This is a genomic window from Aureibaculum flavum (assembly GCF_016406085.1).
In the GTDB taxonomy this organism is placed as follows: Bacteria; Bacteroidota; Bacteroidia; order Flavobacteriales; family Flavobacteriaceae; genus Aureibaculum; species Aureibaculum flavum.
The window spans coordinates 104,165-124,982 of sequence record NZ_JAEHFJ010000003.1 but is presented as its reverse complement, the minus strand read 5'-3'; the positions used below and the strand labels follow the sequence as shown (position 1 = coordinate 124,982).

At 31.9% G+C, this 20,818-nt stretch carries 15 protein-coding genes; 7 read left to right on the top strand and 8 right to left on the bottom strand.

What is annotated here, in order from left to right; all coding sequences use genetic code 11:
* Positions 1-5 precede the first annotated feature (5 nt).
* The 4 genes from JBL43_RS06475 to JBL43_RS06460 all read right to left on the bottom strand — a co-directional run bounded on the left by JBL43_RS06475 (position 6) and on the right by JBL43_RS06460 (position 5,526).
* Positions 6-440, bottom strand: a complete 435-nt coding sequence (locus tag JBL43_RS06475; RefSeq protein ID WP_198841070.1) for a hypothetical protein — start codon at positions 438-440, stop codon at positions 6-8.
* Between the two features lie 41 nt (positions 441-481).
* Entirely contained in the window at positions 482-1,837 is a 1,356-nt protein-coding gene (locus JBL43_RS06470) for an endonuclease (RefSeq protein ID WP_198840656.1), read from the bottom strand.
* 70 nt (positions 1,838-1,907) lie between these two features.
* A complete protein-coding gene (locus JBL43_RS06465) occupies positions 1,908-2,975 on the bottom strand; it encodes a hypothetical protein (protein WP_198840655.1) in 1,068 nt (355 codons plus the stop codon).
* A gap of 10 nt (positions 2,976-2,985) precedes the next feature.
* On the bottom strand, positions 2,986-5,526 hold the full coding sequence (locus JBL43_RS06460) for a TonB-dependent receptor (RefSeq protein ID WP_198840654.1): 2,541 nt from the start codon (positions 5,524-5,526) through the stop codon (positions 2,986-2,988).
* A 511-nt stretch (positions 5,527-6,037) separates the two neighbouring features.
* Between JBL43_RS06460 and JBL43_RS06455 the strand changes: the two genes are divergently transcribed.
* The gene (locus JBL43_RS06455; RefSeq protein ID WP_198840653.1) at positions 6,038-8,428 is read left to right on the top strand and encodes a TonB-dependent receptor; all 2,391 of its coding nucleotides are present in this window, start codon (positions 6,038-6,040) and stop codon (positions 8,426-8,428) included.
* 44 nt (positions 8,429-8,472) lie between these two features.
* Here the strand turns inward: JBL43_RS06455 and rlmN are convergent, their stop codons facing one another.
* The 3 genes from rlmN to queA all read right to left on the bottom strand — a co-directional run bounded on the left by rlmN (position 8,473) and on the right by queA (position 12,334).
* Entirely contained in the window at positions 8,473-9,510 is a 1,038-nt protein-coding gene (gene rlmN, locus JBL43_RS06450; RefSeq protein ID WP_198840652.1) for a dual-specificity RNA methyltransferase RlmN, read from the bottom strand.
* A complete protein-coding gene (locus JBL43_RS06445; protein WP_198840651.1) occupies positions 9,510-11,201 on the bottom strand; it encodes a T9SS type A sorting domain-containing protein in 1,692 nt (563 codons plus the stop codon). Before JBL43_RS06445 ends, rlmN begins: the two co-directional genes overlap by 1 nt.
* Before the next feature lie 83 nt (positions 11,202-11,284).
* Positions 11,285-12,334, bottom strand: coding sequence for a tRNA preQ1(34) S-adenosylmethionine ribosyltransferase-isomerase QueA (gene queA / locus JBL43_RS06440; protein WP_198840650.1), 1,050 nt, complete (start codon positions 12,332-12,334; stop codon positions 11,285-11,287).
* Between the two features lie 211 nt (positions 12,335-12,545).
* On the opposite strand from queA, the gene ubiE reads away from it, so the two are divergent.
* Both ubiE and porT read left to right on the top strand, forming a co-directional pair.
* Positions 12,546-13,274 carry a bifunctional demethylmenaquinone methyltransferase/2-methoxy-6-polyprenyl-1,4-benzoquinol methylase UbiE gene (ubiE, locus tag JBL43_RS06435; protein WP_198840649.1) on the top strand — a complete coding sequence of 243 codons (729 nt, stop codon included), beginning with the start codon at positions 12,546-12,548 and terminating at the stop codon, positions 13,272-13,274.
* 84 nt (positions 13,275-13,358) lie between these two features.
* Entirely contained in the window at positions 13,359-14,057 is a 699-nt protein-coding gene (gene porT / locus JBL43_RS06430) for a type IX secretion/gliding motility protein PorT/SprT (RefSeq protein ID WP_198840648.1), read from the top strand.
* A 4-nt stretch (positions 14,058-14,061) separates the two neighbouring features.
* Here the strand turns inward: porT and JBL43_RS06425 are convergent, their stop codons facing one another.
* Positions 14,062-14,784, bottom strand: coding sequence for an RNA methyltransferase (locus JBL43_RS06425; protein ID WP_198840647.1), 723 nt, complete (start codon positions 14,782-14,784; stop codon positions 14,062-14,064).
* A 57-nt stretch (positions 14,785-14,841) separates the two neighbouring features.
* Here JBL43_RS06425 and tamL point away from each other — a divergent pair, with 57 nt between their 5' ends.
* The 4 genes from tamL to lplA all read left to right on the top strand — a co-directional run bounded on the left by tamL (position 14,842) and on the right by lplA (position 20,625).
* Positions 14,842-17,391, top strand: coding sequence for a translocation and assembly module lipoprotein TamL (gene tamL, locus JBL43_RS06420; protein WP_198840646.1), 2,550 nt, complete (start codon positions 14,842-14,844; stop codon positions 17,389-17,391).
* 146 nt (positions 17,392-17,537) lie between these two features.
* Positions 17,538-18,605 (top strand): class II fructose-bisphosphate aldolase, encoded by a 1,068-nt coding sequence (fbaA, locus tag JBL43_RS06415; protein WP_198840645.1) that lies wholly within the window; start codon positions 17,538-17,540, stop codon positions 18,603-18,605.
* 92 nt (positions 18,606-18,697) lie between these two features.
* A complete protein-coding gene (gene accD, locus JBL43_RS06410) occupies positions 18,698-19,582 on the top strand; it encodes an acetyl-CoA carboxylase, carboxyltransferase subunit beta (protein ID WP_198840644.1) in 885 nt (294 codons plus the stop codon).
* A 44-nt stretch (positions 19,583-19,626) separates the two neighbouring features.
* Positions 19,627-20,625, top strand: coding sequence for a lipoate--protein ligase (gene lplA / locus JBL43_RS06405; protein ID WP_198840643.1), 999 nt, complete (start codon positions 19,627-19,629; stop codon positions 20,623-20,625).
* The last annotated feature ends 193 nt before the right edge of the window (positions 20,626-20,818 follow it).

The following is a 20,818-nucleotide window of genomic DNA, read 5'->3' as shown; positions in this document are numbered from 1 at the left end:
AAGCCTTATAACTGACTGAACCATTGACTCCAAGGAATTCTACTCAATATAAATAATAAACCCAATCCGTAAAAAACAGCAATTGATTTAAACTTAGCTTTATCAGAAGTTTGTTTTTTATGTTTAGACCAGCCAATTGTGATAAAAACAATACCTATTATTATCATTAAAGGATGTTCTACACTTAATAAACGTAAACCAGGGTTGCCCATAGCTTCACTCATGCCAACGGTCTTTAATGCTTTGTATGATGGCGACATAAAATAATAACCCAAGCCAATTAGTAATTGAATATGTGTAACAATTAACGTAAACAAAGAAATACGTAAATCTTTATCTTTAAACTCTTTGTTTTGGGTTAAACCTATGATAGCATTTACAGTTGCTATTATTAATAAGGCTAGTACTAAATAAGCCCAATAAGAGTGAATCATTTTCATCATGTCATTTTATATTTGAGTTAAAATAAAAATAGTAAATATTATTGCCATTTATTTTCGGCATCATTACCTCCATAAATTAAAGTGGCGATATAAGGATTATCAATAAACGGGTTTCTATTACCTTGGGCAGATTCAATAACATTGTTTCTTTGGACTTCAAAATCTGAAACAGGATCTGCAATGTTCCATGCTAAAAATAAATCTAGGGTACCCACTTTTTCAAAAGTTTCACCATATCGAATATTTAAATACATTATCATTCTTGCCACGTCTCCACGCCAATCATCTCCAGGATACCATTTATTATTAACTAATTTGTAAGTCCCGCTACCGTCAGTAAATGCATAATTACTTCTACTTGAATTAACAGCATCATTACAAGATCTTAAATGGTGTAAATCAGTAACAGCACCTGTAGAACTTAACAATGATTGTGGGTAAATATGTTCTGTATTAAATGTTTGAGGACTATACGAATTTGTATTAGAAGTATATTCTTTCCAAAATGTTTTTACGCCAGAGTACATTAAAACAACACTGTCTGTATCAACAAGATCAGCATCAGCATTGTATAAATACGTATGGCGTTGTGCATAAGATAAAATGGTAGTATGTTGTGCAGTAGTAAAATCACTTAATAGCTCCTTGTTTAAATCAGAATCAGTAGTTAGTCCTAGATTTTCATAATAAGAAACTAAACCTGTTGGTATGTTAAATGATAACGATTCAAGTATAGAAATAGTAATTGACGCAGTTACACACGTTGAATTGGGAGTGTCATCATCACAAATTGTATAGGTAAAAGTGTCATCACCAATAAAATTGTTTTGGGGTGTATAAGTAATGCTTCCGTTGTCATTTAATGTTACAGTGCCTGTTGAGCTTGAATTGTCAACAGAACTAATAATGGCATCATCTAATAAAGTGTCGTTATCTAAAAAATCTGTAAAGATTCTCGTGGTGTTTTTTGTACTGCTATACGTATCATCTACAGCAATAGGAGTGCCTTCATCAGCGACATTTATAGTAACCGTTGCTGTTGAACAATTTTGAGGGGTTTCTTTATCACAAATAGTATAGGTAAAAGTATCACTACCAACATAACTATCTGGTGCAGTATATGTATAGGTATTATCTCTGTTATCTACAATTGTACCGTCTTTAGTGCTGGAAGTATCAAAAGATGTGATTTTTGCAGTTCCTAAATCAGTATCATTATTTAGTAAAGTTGAAATTACTAAAGGCGTATCTTCTGTAGCATTAAGATTGTCGTTAACGGCAACCGGTTTTACCACAGGAACTGGATCGGGGTCCGGTTTAACAGTGTTACCACTATCACTACTGCAATTAATAAAAACAAAACTGATGAATACTAAAAATACAATTTTTCTCATAAGTTGTAAAGATAAAAAAACCTCCCAATCTAATAAAGATTGGGAGGTTTAAATTTTTAATTTTTAAATTTTATTGAAGTATGTATTCAGAACCTACTTTAATAACATTCATAGTGTAAACTGCGTTTGCACCATTGTATACATTATACGAAACTGAATATTTTTGACCTTCTGCATCACTAGGGAAGTTGTTTAATAAAATTGTATTTATTTTTTCTAAACGAACGTCTTCACTTTCTTCTGCTTTACCTGCTCTAACATCAAAATTACCATAATTACCATTTCCAACTAATTCATAATCAGCACTGGTTAACGTATATTTAATTGTATTATCTGGTACCCAAGTAGTACCATCATGGCCAAATTTGATAGTTTCATTGGCTACATTATTGTATTTAGACCATGAAGTGCCATCAAAAACATATGCACTTGTAAAACTTTTTGTTACACCGCCACCAACATACAATTCGTACATTGCTAAAGCGATATATCCTGCTTCTTTAGGGTCATATTTATTAATGTCTATTAAAGCAATTGGTATTTTGGCATCAGCCTCATCAGCACTAGAAAAGTTAGGGTATGATTCTCCCATAGCATTATACTGATCTTCTGTAAAACCAGTAAATTTGGTCCAATCTCCATTTTCGTAAGCAAACCCATCCGTTAAAGTAATATTATTTCCATTGTAATAATCATATCTAAGAGAATAAAAATCACCTTCACTTGGGTTAGGGTATTTTGCTTCTAAATAGTCGAAGATGTAATAATCTCTATCAAAATTACCGTACGTACTTCCGGTTACCTCATTTTGTTCGTCGTTTGTCAACGTATAAATTGGAGCATCATATGTTTTAATAGGATTATACCATTTAAAAGTTGCTGTTACTAAAGAACCTTCACCCCAAACAGGATATTTTTCTGTAAGTAAACCTGGAATCATAGTTTTAGCATCATCAACAGAGTTGAAGCTACCATAACTCAAATCTAAATCATCATAATCATCATCAGATAAAGTCAAATTAATTTCGCCAGTTATTACCTTTTGCTGAGCATCTATTTCAGCATGAATATCGTCCATAGGATCACAGCTTGTTAAAACTACACCTAAAACTAGTATTAAATAAAATATTTTTTTCATGTTTTTTTGTTTAAAAATTAATTTTAGCACTAAAGTTAAATGTTCTTCCGAAACCATACCAAACTAAAGCAGTAGCAGCATCATGATCTGCACCATCTCTAGCATCAGCAATATACTCTGCATCAAATACATTATTCATACGTGCAGTTAATACAGCGTCAAAAGAACCAAAGTCAAAACCATATCTTACACTCGCATCAAAAGTACTATAATCTGGAGCTTTCCAAGATTGTGGAGCACCTTCCGTAGTTCTGTCGTTAGGATCGAAATCAGCATAGTAATTACCAAAATAGTTATAATCTACTGAGAAAAAAGTTTTATCCATTACTTCATAGTTTAAACCTAAAGCTGCAGTTGTTTGTGCGGCATCAGAAACTTTTAAACCTTCAATGTATAAATCAATTGGGTCTCCAACAGCATTGTTAGCTTCGTCATAAACTTGAACGTCTAAAACGTTATTATCCCATTCCCAATTTCCTAAAGATAGCATACCTGTTAAAGTTAATTTATCTGAAGGTCTGTAATTAAAGTCAAACTCAGCACCTTGATGTAAAGCATTTACACCTAATAAATTTACAAAGTAATCAATATTGTCTTCTGTAAAGTTGTCCGTAAATGATCTGTCATCCCATTTAGTATGGTAAAGGTTTACATTAGCTGCAAATTTTTCACTTCTATATCCGTAACCCAATTCAAAACTAAATATTTTTTGATTCACTGCGTCTTCATTAATATGTTCGTTATCATAGTTTAAGAAAACAGCATCGAAACCTGGTGCTTTTTCTAAATAACCAATATTTACAAAAACATTATTGTTTTCATTTAGGTTGTAATTTGCACCCCCTTTTATACCAAATCCAGCAAAATTGTATTTATCAGTTTCTTGTAAATCATCGCTGTCTAAATAGTTAAAGTAGTCAACTCTTCTATAAGAAGTGTTTGAAACTGACGCTGAAATAAAACCAGCCAGAACATCGTTATTATACTCTAATTGAGTAAATAAACCTTGCCATCCTACATCTCCATCATTCCAGTAATCACGTTTGTCACCAACTTGCAATGCAGCGTTAGGGTTGTTTACGTTATTATTGTCTAAAGCATATGCTCCTCCTAATAAGTCAGTTACTTCAGAGAAGTGTTTACCAGTATAAGTTCTTAAATCTACACCTGCTACAAAAGCCAAATTATCATTTAAGTCCGTTTTAAACGTTGATAATGCCCCAAACCAACTGTGGTCATTTCTTGAAGCTCTCAAATAAGCTTCAGATCCAAAACCTTGTGCACCAGCAGCTCTATTTATTTCTACAATGTTGTCAATATCAACGGGTTGATCGTCTCCACCTATTCTTTGTTTGAATAAGTTAGAATCACCAGCAGTTCCACCACCACCACCATTACCCCAAGAGGCATATAATGCAGTTGATAAACTAGACTTTTCACCTATTGTCCAATAGTGATTTAAAGAAGATTGTGACTTGTGATAAAAGTTGTCTTCAATATTTACAACGTTACCGTCTCTTAAACCCCAATCTGGATTGAATCTTGTACCACTTTCTGCATTTCTATACGTTTCAATAGTACTTCTATTTTGTCTTTGGCCGTGCCATTGTGGAGCTCCGAAAGTAGTAAATGATATTTTATGATTATCATTTAATTGATTAGAAACATTCAAAAAATAGTTATATCCTTCAGCCTGCGTTCCATCAATATAACCGTCACTTTTCGTTTTGGCTCCAGAAGCAGTAACTGCCCATCCACTATCTAATAAGCCAGTAGAAACAGTAGCTCCATATTTTTGGTAACCATCATTACCAACACCTACACTAATACTACCTCCTTTTTCTACATCAGTAGTTTTTGATAAAATATTTACAGTACCACCTATTGAAGGTACAGCAACTTTAGAAGCACCTAAACCTCTTTGAACTTGCATAGCACTAGTTACATCTGCTAAACCAGCCCAGTTAGACCAGTAAACCGCACCGTTCTCCATATCATTAACCGGGACACCGTTAATCATTACAGCAACATTTTCAGAGCTAAAACCTCTTAAAGATAGTCTACCATCTCCAAAACCACCACCAGATTTTGTGGCATATACCCCAGGTGTTGATTTTAAAATTTCAGGAAATTCTTGAGACCCTAATTTAGCTTCAATTTCTTGAGCTTTAATAGTAGAAACAGCCACCGGAGTTTCTCTATCAACTGCAAAAGAAACAGCGGTAACAATAATTTCATCCAATGCATTGTCAGAAGCTAATGTTATTGATCCTAAATCTTTAGTTTCACCTGCCACAACAGTAAATTTTACTGTTTTATTTGTGAAGCCTATAAAAGAAACAACTATTGAACCAGAGTTTTCTTTTACATTTAACGAAAATTTTCCGTCAAAATCTGTTGTAGTACCATTAGTTGTCCCTTTTTCCATAATATTGGCTCCAGGTAAAGGCCCTGATTCATCGAGAATGGTACCTGTAATGGTTTGTGCATAAATTGCTGATGACATTACAAAAAACAATAACATCAAACATAATTGAGTAATTTTTTTCATGTGCGTAAATTGAATTAGTTTTAAATTTTACCGTGCAAAAATAATGTTTTTAAAGCAATTGCAACTTTAAGAAAACATTAACTTTTCAACTGTTTTTAAAGTGTTGTTAATAAATGTTTGGTGTATAGATGCTCTTTTTATCAATAGTTTTATTTTTTAAGATAAATATTAGTTATTTGCTGTATTTTCAATATAAATATTATTGAACTTACATTTCTAAATTTTAAGGAGCTAATTTTCATAGATTTAAAAAATAAATATAAATGATTGTTGGTAATTGATAATTCTACTCTACATTTGCATTGTCTCAATAAAGGGGTGCCTAATATCGGCTGAGATTATACCCATTGAACCTAGAACAGATAATGCTGTTTAGGGAAGTTGACATTAAAAAGTCATTTGTACTTTTCATTGTTCATTGAAGTTATGGCTTCAAAAAAATCAATTATATAAACTGAAGAATAATTACCTCTTTTTATTCGATTAATTATTTAAAACTATACTTAATCGTATGAAAAATTTATTTCTATTCGCATTTCTTTTTGTGCTTTCTTTTTGTGTTTACGGACAAGAATTTACTGTTTCAGGTAACGTTTTTGACCAAAACGAGCAACCCTTAACAGGTGCAACGGTATTAATTAAAGACACAGACAGTGGTACAGCCACTGATCTTAAAGGGTTTTATAAATTAAACCTTAGTAAAGGTCAATATACATTGGTTTTTAGTTTTATGGGGCAATCTATTTCAAAATCATTTTACCTCTATGCAGATAAAAAATTAGATGTTAGAATTGTTGAAAATCCAAAGTTACTAGACGAAGTATTGGTAAAAGCAGTACGCGTTGATGCTTCTTCTCCGATAACGCATTCAAATCTTGAGAAAGTTGAAATTGAAAAACGTAATTTAGGTCAAGATATTCCTATTTTAATGAATTATATGCCTTCGGTTGTAACTACAAGTGATGCAGGGGCTGGTATTGGTTACACAGGTATTCGAGTTCGTGGCGTTAGTGCACAATCTACTAACATTACTATTAATGGCATTCCTTATAATGACCAAGAGTCTTTAGGTACTTTTTGGGTTAATTTACCTGACTTTTCTTCGTCAGTAGAAAATTTACAATTACAACGTGGTGTGGGTACCTCTACAAACGGTTCTGGTGCATTTGGTGCAAGTATAAACGTGCTAACTGATGCCATTTCTGAAAGTGCAAACGGTGAAATTTCAAATTCTTTTGGAAGTTTTAACACCCGTAAACATACTGTAAAATTTAGTACTGGTTTACTGAATGATCATATTGAAATTGCAGGGCGTTTATCACAGATAAAATCTGATGGCTATGTTGATAGAGCTCAGGCCAATTTAAAATCTTACTTTTTACAAGCAGCGTATGTAGATGATAATACATTGTTAAAAGCGGTAGTTTTTGGTGGACATGAAAATACGTATTTAGCTTGGAATGGAATTGAGGATTTAGATATTTTAGAGAATAATAGAACTTATAATATTTCAGGAAGTTATAAGGATGTTAATGGAAATCCACAATTTTATGATAATGAAGTTGACGATTATAAACAAGACCATTTTCAATTGCATTGGAACCAACGTATAACCAATAACTGGTCAACAAACATTGGACTTAATTACACTTATGGACGTGGTTATTATGAACAATATAAAGAAGAGGAGAGTTTTTCTGATTATGGTTTGGCGGAAATTAATGTTGGTGCTACAGTTATTGATGAAACAGATTTGGTTAGACGTAAGTGGTTAGATAATGATTTTTATGTGGCAAATGCTTCTGTAAATTATAAAAAGGACAACTTAAATATTACGGGAGGAGGTTCATATAGTTACTATGATGGAGATCATTTTGGTGAAGTGATTTGGGCACAATTTTCTGGTGATAATTCAATTAATCATCGTTATTATGATGGTAACGGAACTAAGAAAGATTTTAGTTTGTTTACTAAAGCCACTTATAAATTGAACGACAAATTTAGTCTCTTTGGCGATTTGCAATTACGAATGGTAGATTATAAAACAACCGGATTAAATTCTGATAGAGTGCCTTTGGTTATCGATAAAAATTATAACTTTTTTAACCCGAAAGCGGGAGTTACTTATTTTTTAAATCCAGAAAACAACCTTTATTTTTCTTATGCAAGAGCGAATAGAGAGCCCAATAAAGATGATTTTGAAACCAATGCGAATGTTAAGCCAGAACAATTAAATGATTTCGAATTGGGCTGGAGGTATGATAAAGGAAATGTAAAAGTAAACAGTAATATATACTATATGCTTTATAATGAGCAGTTGGTTTTAACAGGAGCCTTGGACGATGTAGGTTCACCTATTAGAGCAAATAGTGGAGAGAGTTACCGTTTGGGACTAGAACTTGATGCACAAATTCAATTTTTAGATCAATTTGCTATTCAACCTGCAGTTGCATTCAGTACTAATAAAAATATTAAATATAAGACGCAATTGGATGGAGAATTAGTGAATTTAGGGAAAACAAATATTTCTTTTTCACCAGATATTGTAGCTTCAAATGCTTTTGTATATAGACCCTTAAATAATTTGCAAATCTCTTTTTTAAGTAAATATATTGGTCAACAGTACATGGGGAATACGGATTCAGATAAATCGAAGTTAGAGAGCTACTTTGTGAGTGATTTTAATTTGTTTTATGAATTGAAACCTAAAAGTATCTTCAAATCTATTGTAATTTCGGCTTTGGTAAATAATATTTTTAACAAAGAGTATGTTTCTAATGGCTATTATTATACGTATGATGATACATGGTCAGTACCAAATGCGACCACAACTATAGAAGGAGCAGGATATTATCCGCAGGCAACTACTAACTTTTTGGTAGGGGTTACCTTAAAATTCTAGGATGTAAGATCTCACAGTCTCAAGGCTTCGGGACTGTGAGGTCTTTAACTTTTATTGGCGAGTTGCCCACAGGCAGCATCAATATCTTTACCACGACTTCGACGCACGTTAACCACAATTCGGTTAGCCTCTAAAGTTCTAACATACATGTCAGTAGCAGCAACTGAGGCTTGTTGAAACTCTCCATTATCAATGGCGTTATACTCTATTAAATTCACTTTAGAAGGCACTTTCTTACAATAATCTACCAAGGCGTTGGCATCTATTTGAGTGTCATTTATTCCTTTCCAAATTACATATTCAAAAGTAATTTTTTGATTCGTTTTTGTGTACCAATATTGTAATGATTCTAATAACTCCGCTAAATTACTTTTTTCGTTTATCGGCATCATTTTAGAACGAACTTCGTCTATACCAGAATGTAAAGAAACGGCCAAATTAAATTTCACTTCATCATCTGCCAATTTTTTTATCATTTTTGGTATTCCAACAGTAGATAGGGTAATTCGCTTAGGCGACATACCTAATCCTTCATCAGATGTAATTTTTTCTATTGAAGCTAATACATTTTTATAGTTTAACAGGGGTTCGCCCATACCCATAAATACAATGTTTGATAGTTTATGTTTGTGGTATAATCTGCTTTGTTTATCAATGGCAACTACTTGATCGTAAATTTCATCGGGGTTAAGATTCCGCATACGTTTTAAACGGGCTGTAGCACAAAAATTACAATCTAAACTACAGCCTACTTGACTAGAAACACAAGCTGTAGTTCTGGTGTCGGTTGGAATTAAAACAGACTCTACGATCATATTGTCATGCAGCTTAATGGCGTTTTTTATGGTGCCATCGTTAGAACGTTGCATTTGGTCAACCTCAATGTGATTGATAACAAAATTATCTTCAAGCATTGTTCTTGTCTCTTTTGATAAATTAGTCATGTCATCAAAAGAATGTGTTGCTTTTTGCCACAACCATTCATATACTTGATTACCACGGAAAGATTTATCGTTATTCTCGGTAAAGAAGTCTCTTAGCTGCTCTTTAGTTAAAGCTCTGATGTCTTGTTTTTTCTTCATTATTTACTTAATACAATCTTTTTTACTGAGGTGTTATTGGTATCTATTTCGGTTATTTTGATAAAATAGATATTATTTGAAAAGTTATTTAAGTTGATAGAATTATTCGTAATTAAAGTTTTAACGGTTAACTTTTGTCCAATTAAACTATACACCTCATAAGTTAAATCTCCTATAAATTCATTTCGTTTTATGTTAATGATTCCGCTTGAAGGATTTGGATATAAAGTAATTTTATTATCTAAAAGATTATTTTCAATAGCTAAAGTATTTGAATAACTGTTTAAGGTGCTTGGCTCAATAGATTTAGGGTCTAACCAGTCTTTTAAACGAGTAGCTGCTGAAGATCCACTATCCCATGAAATTGCAAATCGTCCATAAAGGTCATAATCATTATTGTCTGAAGTTCCAATACATGCCGCATTTCCACCGTATAATTGTCCAATAATATGTCCATTTTGATTAAACAATGGTGAGCCTGAAGAACCGCCTTCAGTTACTCCAATTTCCCACCCTTCTCCAGTGCCAATACCATCGTTTGCTCCACCAATTAACCAAACTTGCTTACCGTCTGTATTTGTTTTTGTAGCACCTGTATCATCTCTGCTAACTTTCATAATGTCACCTAACGGATGATGTATACCAACCTCAAAAGTAGGATCAATATCTCTTCTGTCCCATCCAGCAAAAGTGACATCCCAATCCGTTGGAATGGGATTATTAATTTCCAATAATAACATGTCAGCTTCAGAATATTGAGCTTTTAATGTTGATCCTAACATGGTTAACTCATCATTAGAATCAGTACTTCCTGCAATAGCAGCACAAACAGGATTAGGACTTATCCAATTAAATCGCATGGAAAACAGTGAAGGATTTGCAGCTGGATCTCCTGTTTCTCTTTCTAAACAATGTTCTGCAGTTAAAAAATAAGGTTTTTTATCTTGGGCCGTATTATTTATTAAACTACCTGAGCAAATATAACCATCACCCATACTTAAGAAAGCAACTGATTTTTTTAATTCTTCTTTATGAGCTTCAAAATCTGATCCAATTGGGCAATTAACATCGTGATTACATTGACCCGAGTTATTAATTTTTAAAATTGATTTTTCTATATAGCCGTTTTGAACTTCGTGAGCTAATCTATAACCATGTATTACTGAGCCAATATTTAATTTGCCTAGACCTTTTACTTCTTTAGGTTCGTAATATTCAATGAAAATATGATCTCCTTTTACAAACCAAGTACCTAATTCATTTTTATTATTATTTGCGTTAGAAGTTATGGCACCAATTAGGTCTGACCTATCATTGTTGTATAAATAAATAGTACTGCCTTCTGGCAAATAAAAACTATTAAAATTAACACTTAAATGCAATGCTTCCGGTGATGCAAATGAAATCTGCCAAATACGGTCTCCGTTTGGTAAATCTGTCCAGCGACCAGCATTTTTTAATCCGAAATTAACTTTGTTAGAAACGCCAATTCTGTATGGTTTTGTTTTTATTTTGTCACTTTTAAGGTCTTCAGTTCTTAGCTGTTTTAAATCTAGTTTTGGTAGTTTTATAGATTCAGAAGCAGCTTTTGTATTCGTCAAGCTCCAGCTAAAAGGTTCACCTTCATTGGTAACCTGTGCTGATGTGAGTGCTGATATGCTTAATAAAAATAAAACTAGAATTTTTTTCATAAATGGTAATTTCTGTAAAGGTATAAAAAAAAGCCTCATATTATTTTAATATAAGGCTTTCCAGTTTAATCTGTAAAATCTAATTATATTATTAACATGGCATCACCATAAGAATAAAAATTATATTTTTCTTTAATAGCTAATGCATACGCTTCTTTTAGAAAATCATGACCAGCAAAAGCTGCTGCCATCATCATTAAAGTAGATTTTGGTGTATGAAAATTAGTAACCATTGCGTCTGCAATACTAAACTCGTAAGGAGGAAAAATAAATTTATTAGTCCATCCATTATATGATTTTAAATGATGGTCAGCAGAAACAGAACTTTCTAAAGTTCTCATAACTGTTGTACCAATAGCTACAACTCTTTTTTTAGTGTCAATAGCATTATTAATCATTTTCGCTGCATTTTCAGGAATATCAATTTCCTCAGAATCCATTTTGTGTTTTGATAAATCTTCTACTTCAACGGGGTTAAAAGTACCTAAACCAACATGTAATGTAACTTCAGCTAGGTCAATACCTTTAATTTCAAGTCTTTTTAAAAGGTGTCTAGAAAAATGAAGACCTGCGGTTGGTGCAGCTACTGCTCCTTCATGTTTCGCATATATTGTTTGATATCTCTCATCATCCAAAGGCTCAACATCTCTTTCAATATATTTTGGTAATGGAGTTTCTCCTAATTCTTGTAGTTTTTTTCTAAATGCTTCATAAGATCCATCAAATAAGAAACGTAATGTTCTACCTCTAGAAGTGGTATTGTCAATTACCTCAGCCACTAAATCGTCATTGTCTCCAAAAAACAATTTGTTTCCTATTCTTATTTTTCTTGCCGGATCAACTAAAACATCCCACAATCTGCTTTCTGCATTTAATTCTCGCAATAAAAACACTTCAATTCTAGCTCCAGTTTTTTCTTTATTACCATACAATCTTGCTGGAAAAACCTTTGTGTTATTGAAGACCATTACGTCACCTTCATCAAAATAGTTTACAAGGTCTTTAAATAATTTATGCTCAATTGTTTGTGTTTTTCTGTCTAAGACCATTAATCTGGCTTCATCTCTTTGCTCTGCAGGATAGCTAGCTAATAACTCTTCTGGAAGTTCAAATTTAAAATGTGATAATTTCATATGTTATACGAGGGTTTTTTAATGTGTTAAAAAAAACGAATGCAAATATACAATATCCATATACCCTTTGTCAAGTGTTTAGCTAATTATATTATTTAAAGCGAGTTATTAAGTGTTTTTATAAAATTAATTAGTTCGTTAGTTTGCCTTGAATCATTATCTTTGTAACTTCATACTCCAAAGTTTAACCATGGAGGGCAAAATTTACAATATGACTAATAGAGTTACGCCATATAAAGATTCTGAATTAAGTAAAAAAGAACAAGTTGCAGAAATGTTTGACAATGTTTCTGGTAATTACGACTTCATAAACAGAATTATGACATTTGGTATTGATATAAAATGGCGTAAAAGAGTAGTACAAATTGTAGGTCAGAAAAATCCGAAAACCATACTTGATATTGCTACCGGAACTGGTGATTTTGCTATAATGTTGTCAAAATTAAAGCCAGAGAAGATTGTCGGTTTAGATATTTCAAAGGGTATGTTAGATGTTGGAATCAAAAAAGTTAAAGAAAAAAAACTTGACGGATTAATTGAAATGATAATCGGAGATTCTGAAAACTTACCTTTTGATGATAATAGTTTTGATGCGATTACCGTTGGTTTTGGTGTTCGAAATTTTGAAAATTTAGATAAAGGTTTGCAAGAAATTCATCGCGTTTTAAAACCGGACGGAATTTTTGTGGTATTAGAAACTTCACAACCTGAAAAATTTCCTGTAAAACAGCTATTTAATTTTTATTCGAAGTATATTATCCCAACCATAGGTAAATTAGGGTCTAAGGATAAAAGAGCGTATACATATTTGCCAGAATCTGCGGCAGTTTTTCCTTATGGCAAAAAGTTCAACAATATTTTAGAGAAAAATGGGTTTAATAATGCAACTAACAAACCCCTAACTTTTGGATCTGCCTCCATTTATACCGCAACGAAATAAATTGGAAGCAGCGTTTTGTTGTAATATATTGTAAATGTGAAGTTTGTGTAAAAACACATTCTGCAAAATGAAAATATTAAAAGAATGAATAGATCATTTTTATGTATAGTTAGTGTACTCATTTTTATTGGCAATTCATTTGCTCAAAAAGATAAAGTAATAAACCTCCCTAATAAGGATAAGAAAAAAATCCATTACGGATATTATTTAGGTATTAACAAAAAAGGCTTTAAGGTTAGTTATGAGCTTGCTAACTCGTTTGTAGATGTTGAAGAAAAGTATGGTTTCAATATTGGTCTGGTCTTAGGCTATAATATTAGTGATAATTTAAATGTAAGACTTGAACCAGGACTATCTAGTAACTCTAAAGTGTTGACGTTTTCTAACCCAACTATACCTGACACAGAAAAAGATAGAGTAAGAAAAGTGCCAGCTACCTATTTTAGAATTCCGCTGTTACTTCAATTTAGAACAGATCGGTTAGATAATATGCGTGCTTTTGTAATTGGAGGGGTGTCTTATGATTATAACTTCTCAAGTAATCAAAAAAACACGGATGATAATTTTGAAGGTGAATTTAGAATGAAAACCAACAACTTTATGTACGAGGTTGGTTTAGGGGTCGATTTTTATTTACCACATTTTAAATTTTCACCCTCTATTAGAGGTATATTTGCAATGAATAATGAAATGGTGCGAGATAATAACCCTGCTAGTCCTTGGACTTTACCTATAGACTATTATGGAACAAGAGGGGTTTTCTTAAACTTGACTTTTGAATAATATTTTACCGTCTAAATTCATTCAATAATATAGCAGTCGCTGTTGCTACATTTAAACTTTCTGGAGTGTTGTTTTTACTAAACTTTGGAATAGTTATTTTATGACTCAATAAATGTTCAATTTCAGTGGAAATTCCATTTGATTCATTGCCCATTACTAAAATTCCATTTTTATCTAATTCAGTATCGTATACATTTTTTCCATCCATTACGGCACCATAAATAGGGCTATTGACATTGTTTAAATATGCGTTTAAATCAGTGTAAATAATTGATAATCTGGTTAATGAGCCCATGGTGGCCTGCACCACTTTGCTATTGTAACAATCAACAGTGTCTGTAGAACAAATGAGTTGCGAAACACCAAACCAGTCGCATAAGCGGATAATAGTTCCTAAATTTCCTGGATCATTAACAGCATCTAACGCAACAGTTAAACCTTCTGTTTGTATGGCATTAGCCAAAGGGATTTTAAATAGTGCAATAACCTTATTTGGTGTAGATAATTTACTTAATTTTAATAATTCTTTGTCTGTAATTATTTCTGGCTCATATTTTGATATGGAATTGGAATAGTCTTCAGTACAAAATAACTTATGGAGTTGAAGATTAGAATTTAAAAATTCGTTTACAACCTTTACGCCCTCAGCAACAAATAATTGGTGTTGAATTCGGTATTTTTTTCGTTGTAAACTCGTTATTAACTTATGTTCGTTTTTGCTTAACATCTAAATAGTAGTATTTTTGGTGTTTTAATAAATATTCCCTTTAAATCGAAAATTACGTTGCTTAACTATTTTGCTAAAATAATAGTATTTATAATATTAACTGTTGTAATTATTTCTTGTACTGCAACCAAAAGGGTTCCTCAGGATAAATATCTGCTATCAAAAAACACAATTGTGGTAGATGATAAAAAAAATAGCAACCCTGATGTTATTAGTTATCTCAGACAAACTCCTAATACAAAGATACTCGGAATTCCTATTTCTCTGCATATTTATAATTTTGCAAAACCAAATTACGAAATAAAGTTTCAAGAGTGGCTCGACAAAAATCCAAATAAAGAACGAAAATTAGTCAATGTTTTTTCTCAAAAACAAGTAAAGGCTATGGAAAATGCCTATAATGGAGTAAATGCTTGGTTTTTGAAAAATGGTAATGCCCCTGTAATTTCTGACAGTACAAAAATTAGAAAATCGGTAATTTCATTAACTAAGTATTATCAAAGTAAAGGCTATTTTGATGCTGAAGTTAGTTTTAAGCAAATAAAAAAAGATAATAAAAAAATTACTGTTGATTATTTGGTCACAAAAAATAATCCATATTTTATCGATAGTTTAACAACTGATATTAGTTCACCGGTACTTGACTCGTTATATAAATTATATAGAAATAAATCGCTAGTTGTAGTTGGTGATCAAATAGATTATACCAAGTTTGAAAAAGAGGAGGACCGTTTGGTTGAATTGTTTAGGAATTCAGGTGTCTATTATTTTGGAAAAAACAATATGGAATTTTGGATTGATACATTAGGTTTATCTCCATACAGAACGAGTGTATCTTTAGAAATAAATGATAGAGTTGTTGAAAAAAATGACAGTGTTTATACCGAACCTTTTCAGATTAGAAAAGTTACTAAAGTTAATGTGTTTACTGATTTTTCATTTACTGATAAAAACAAGGCAATTCAAGATTCTGCTTATTATAATGGGTATAATTTTAAGTCGACCAATAAATTGGCATACAACCCTAAATATTTGGCAAACGCCATTATTATTCAAAAGGATAGTATTTATAGAGATACGGAACAGCAATTAACAAGAGCCTATTTAAGAGATTTACAGAATTTTAAACCCTCATTAGATATTAAATATGAAGAGAACGAAGACGGTTCGCTTACTTCAAATATTTACTTAACAACACAAAAGAAATTCACTTTTGCAATAGATAATGAGTACATTACCTCTAATATTAAGCCATTTGGCATATTAGGTAAAGTGTCTTGGTCAAACAGAAATGTATTTAGAGGAGCAGAAGTATTAGAAGTGTCATTTCAAGGCTCTTTTTTAAATGTAGCAGCAGAACTTGCAGATAGTGATCGTTTTTTTAATGCGTATGAAATTGGTTCAAGTGCAACTTTAAAATTTCCAAGAATATTATTCCCAATAAACACGAGAAGTATTATTCCCAAAAGGATGACACCCAAAACCAATATTGAATTAAGTGTAGCCTTACAACGAAATATAGGTTTAGACCGACGGAATATCACAGGAGGTTTAAACTATACATGGAAAAGTTCAGCTACTACCAACCATAAATTTGAATTATTAAATGTTCAATACATAAGACACTTAAGAACCGATAAATATTTCACTGTTTATGAATCTCAAGCAGAACTTCTTGACGATATTTCAGATGTTTTAGTTCCAGACGCTACTTATACTACAGCTAGTGGAGAAAAATTATATGATGATAATGGCGATTTGAATTCTTCTAATTATCTTGAATATGTTCTTGATGATACTAATGGGTTTTCGATATCAAACCCTACTGAATATGAAGAAGCTGTAGATGTAGAAGAGCTTAGAAGTATTCTAACCGAAGATGCGTTGGTTCCTGTAATGTCTTACACTTATAATTACACCAATAGGGAAGGTTTTACTGACAACAGTTTTTCAGGTTTTACAGCCAAATTAGTTTCTTCAGGTAATCTTACATCAATGTTTGTAAATAAATCTTCTGAGAGTAATAAAAAAGAACTTTTTGGTTTAGAAGTAGCACAGTATTTAAAAACCGAAGTTGAGTATAAAAAATATTGGGGTATTAATTCAAAATCAACATTAGTTCATAGAACATTTATAGGGGCTGCTTTTCTTACTGGTAATTCTGAGTCGATACCATTTAGTAGAAGTTATAGGGCTGGTGGGTCTAATGATATTAGAGCTTGGAATACCTTTGATTTAGGTCCAGGCTCTGAAAGCAACTCATTAGAATTTAATGTAGGTAGTTTAAAACTAACCTCAAATTTAGAATATCGTTTTCAGGTTGTAAATAATATTTATAGTGCACTTTTTATTGATGCAGGTAATATTTGGGATATAACGAACTCTTCCATAACTGATAGTAAAGCAAAGTTTAATGGACTTTCGTCTCTAAAAGATATTGCTGTAGGTTCCGGGTTTGGTATCAGATACGACTTTAGTTTTTTAGTATTTCGTTTAGATGCAGGATTTAAAACATATGAACCATACCTTAGCTCTTCTAATAAATGGTTCAAGAATTATAACTTTGGTAATGCTGTATATAATATTGGTATTAATTACCCATTTTAAAACAGAAACGTAGTTTATCTCAGTTGCTTGTGCGATGTAAAAAAGTAAATTAGACAAAATACAACGTTTTCGTATTTTTACAGCTACTCCTGTTTCCATCCTATTTAATTTTTGTAAATTTACATTTCAATTATAATCAATAAATTATGGCTCACAATATAAAACCAGGTGTTGCAACAGGCGACCAAGTACAAGAGATTTTCAAATATGCAAAGGAAAAAGGATTTGCATTACCAGCGGTTAACGTAATTGGATCAGACACTATTAATGGTGTGTTAGAAACAGCTAGAGATTTAAATGCTCCAGTTATCATCCAATTTTCTAACGGAGGTGCTCAATTTAATGCAGGAAAAGGACTTAGCAATGAAAATCAGAAAGCAGCTGTTTTAGGTGCTATTGCCGGAGCTAAACATATTCATATATTGGCAGAAGCTTATGGTGTGCCAGTAATTTTACATACTGACCACTGTGCAAAAAAATTATTACCTTGGATTGATGGTTTATTAGATGCTAGTGAACAACATTTTAAAGAAACAGGCAAGCCTTTGTATAGTAGTCACATGATTGACCTTTCAGAAGAGCCAATTGAGGAAAACATAGAGATTTGTAAAACTTATTTGACTCGTATGAGTAAAATGGGAATGACGTTGGAAATTGAATTAGGTATTACTGGTGGTGAAGAAGATGGTGTTGATAATAGTGATGTTGATGAATCAAAATTATATACTCAACCTGAAGAAGTTGCTTATGCATATGAAGAACTTTCTAAAATAAGTGATAAATTTACTATAGCTGCAGCATTTGGTAATGTTCATGGTGTTTATAAACCAGGTAATGTAAAGTTAACTCCAAAAATTCTTAGAAATTCACAAGAATATGTTACCAAAAAATATGGTGTTGAGCATAATCATATTGATTTTGTTTTTCATGGTGGATCAGGTTCTACTGTTGAAGAAATCAGAGAAGCAATAGGTTATGGTGTTATAAAAATGAATATTGATACAGATATGCAATATGCATTTATGTCAGGTATTCGTGATTATATGATTGAAAAAGCTGATTATTTGAAAGCTCAAATTGGTAGCCCAGACGGTCCTGAATCTCCAAATAAAAAATATTATGATCCAAGAGTATGGTTGCGTAAAGGTGAAGATACTTTTGTAACTAGACTTAAAAAAGCCTTTGAAGATTTAAACAATGTTAACACATTGTAAAAAACCTTTTTAATTAAAAAGCCCAATAAAATTTAATTTTTGTTGGGCTTTCTTATTTTTTAGTAACTTGCATCTTAATAAATTTATATAATATGTCGTCTTGGTTTAAAAGAAAAGATAAAGGAATTCAAACTGCTACTGAAGATAAAAAAGATGTACCAAAAGGACTTTGGTACAAAACACCTAGTGGTAAAATTGTTGATACTGAGGAGTTGAAAGAAAATTTTTACGTGAGTCCAGAGGATGGTTACCATGTAAGAATTGGAAGTAATGAGTACTTTGAAATTTTGTTTGATGAAAATAAATTTACGGAGCTTAATGCTAAAATAACATCTAAAGATCCTTTAAAGTTTACCGATACAAAAAAATATACAGATCGATTAAAGGATGCTGAGGAAAAAACAAAATTAAAAGATGCTATAAGAACTGCCGTTGGTGAGTCTTTTGGTAAAGAATTGGTTATTGCTGCCATGGATTTTTCTTTTATTGGAGGTTCAATGGGGAGTGTTGTCGGTGAAAAAATAGCTAGAGCAATAGACTATTCAATTAAAAATAAAATTCCATTATTAATAATTTCAAAATCAGGAGGAGCAAGAATGCAAGAAGCTTCTTATTCTTTGATGCAATTAGTGAAAACATCTGCAAAATTAGCTCAGTTAGCTGAGGCAGGTGTTCCATATATTTCATTATGTACAGATCCAACTACGGGAGGTACAACGGCATCATATGCCATGTTAGGTGATGTAAATTTTGCTGAGCCAAATGCACTTGTTGCTTTTGCAGGACCACGTGTTGTAAAAGATACTACTGGTAAAGATTTACCTGAAGGTTTTCAGCGTTCAGAATTTGTCTTAGAACACGGTTTTTTAGATAAAATAATAGAGCGTAAAAATCTAAAAGAACAGATTAATCTATATATTGATTTGATTCAGAATTTACCAATTAGAACGGAGCCTCAAGTTAAGGAAAAGGCCTAAAAATAATCTAAAATCATTATCTTTACCTTCAAATAAAAAGTAAAATGATTTTTATAGAAAATGAAGGAGTTACAGATCCGCGTCTAAATCTTGCTCTTGAAGAATATGCGTTGAGAAACTTTAGTAGTGACCAAGATTACTTGTTATTCTACATCAACGAATCTTCGATAATAATAGGTAGGAACCAAAATACGTTAGAAGAGATAAACCAACAGTACGTAACAGATAACAATATTCATGTTGTTCGCCGAGTTTCTGGAGGTGGTGCGGTTTATCATGATTTTGGAAATCTTAATTTTAGTTTTATTACGAATCACGACAATAAAAGTTTAAACAACTTCAAGAAGTTTACGGCTCCAGTTATAAAAGTATTACAGCAATTAGGTCTTGATGCCGAACTAAAAGGCAGAAACGATATTCAAGTAGAAGAGAAGAAGATTTCTGGCACTGCTCAATTTTCTACTGGTAAGCGAATGATTAGTCATGGTACTTTGCTTTTTGACACTGATTTGGCTGAAGTAGTACACGCATTAAACGTTAAAATGAGCAAAATTGAATCGAAAGGTCACAAATCTGTTCGAAGTAGAGTAGCTAATATTTCAGAGTTTTTGAATAACCCGATGAAAATCGAACAATTTAAAAAATTATTGTTGGAAGGACTTTATGAAGAAAGTGAACCTTTTGAAAGTTATTATCTTACTGCAGATGAATGGAATGCTGTACATCAACTGAAAGCTGAAAAATATGATACTTGGGATTGGAACCACGGACGTTCACCTAAATTCAATATTCAACGTACAAAGCGTTTTCCAATAGGCGAAATTGATTTGAGAATATTTGTAGAAAAAGGGTATATCAAAGAATTTGTAATCTATGGTGATTTCTTTGGTAAAGAACCCGTTTCAAATATTGAAAATTTATTGAAAGGAATCCGTTATGAAAAAGAAGATATTTCAATGGCATTAAAAAGCATTGCTATCCGTGAATATTTTGGAGATATTCGAAAAGAAGATTTTTTAGAACTCGTTTATGGTGAAGATTAAAAAGATTTTTCTTTTAGAAGTCTGATATTTAAAATCAATTTATCGTCTCTATAAATGGATACATTGTCTTTTATATTCAGAGATGTTATGCTCATTACTTAATGCGAGCTATTGCTAATCGGAATAATAGTTTTATATTTGCCGCTCGAAATAATTCGATACATAAAAATTATTAATTAAAAAAACTTAATGT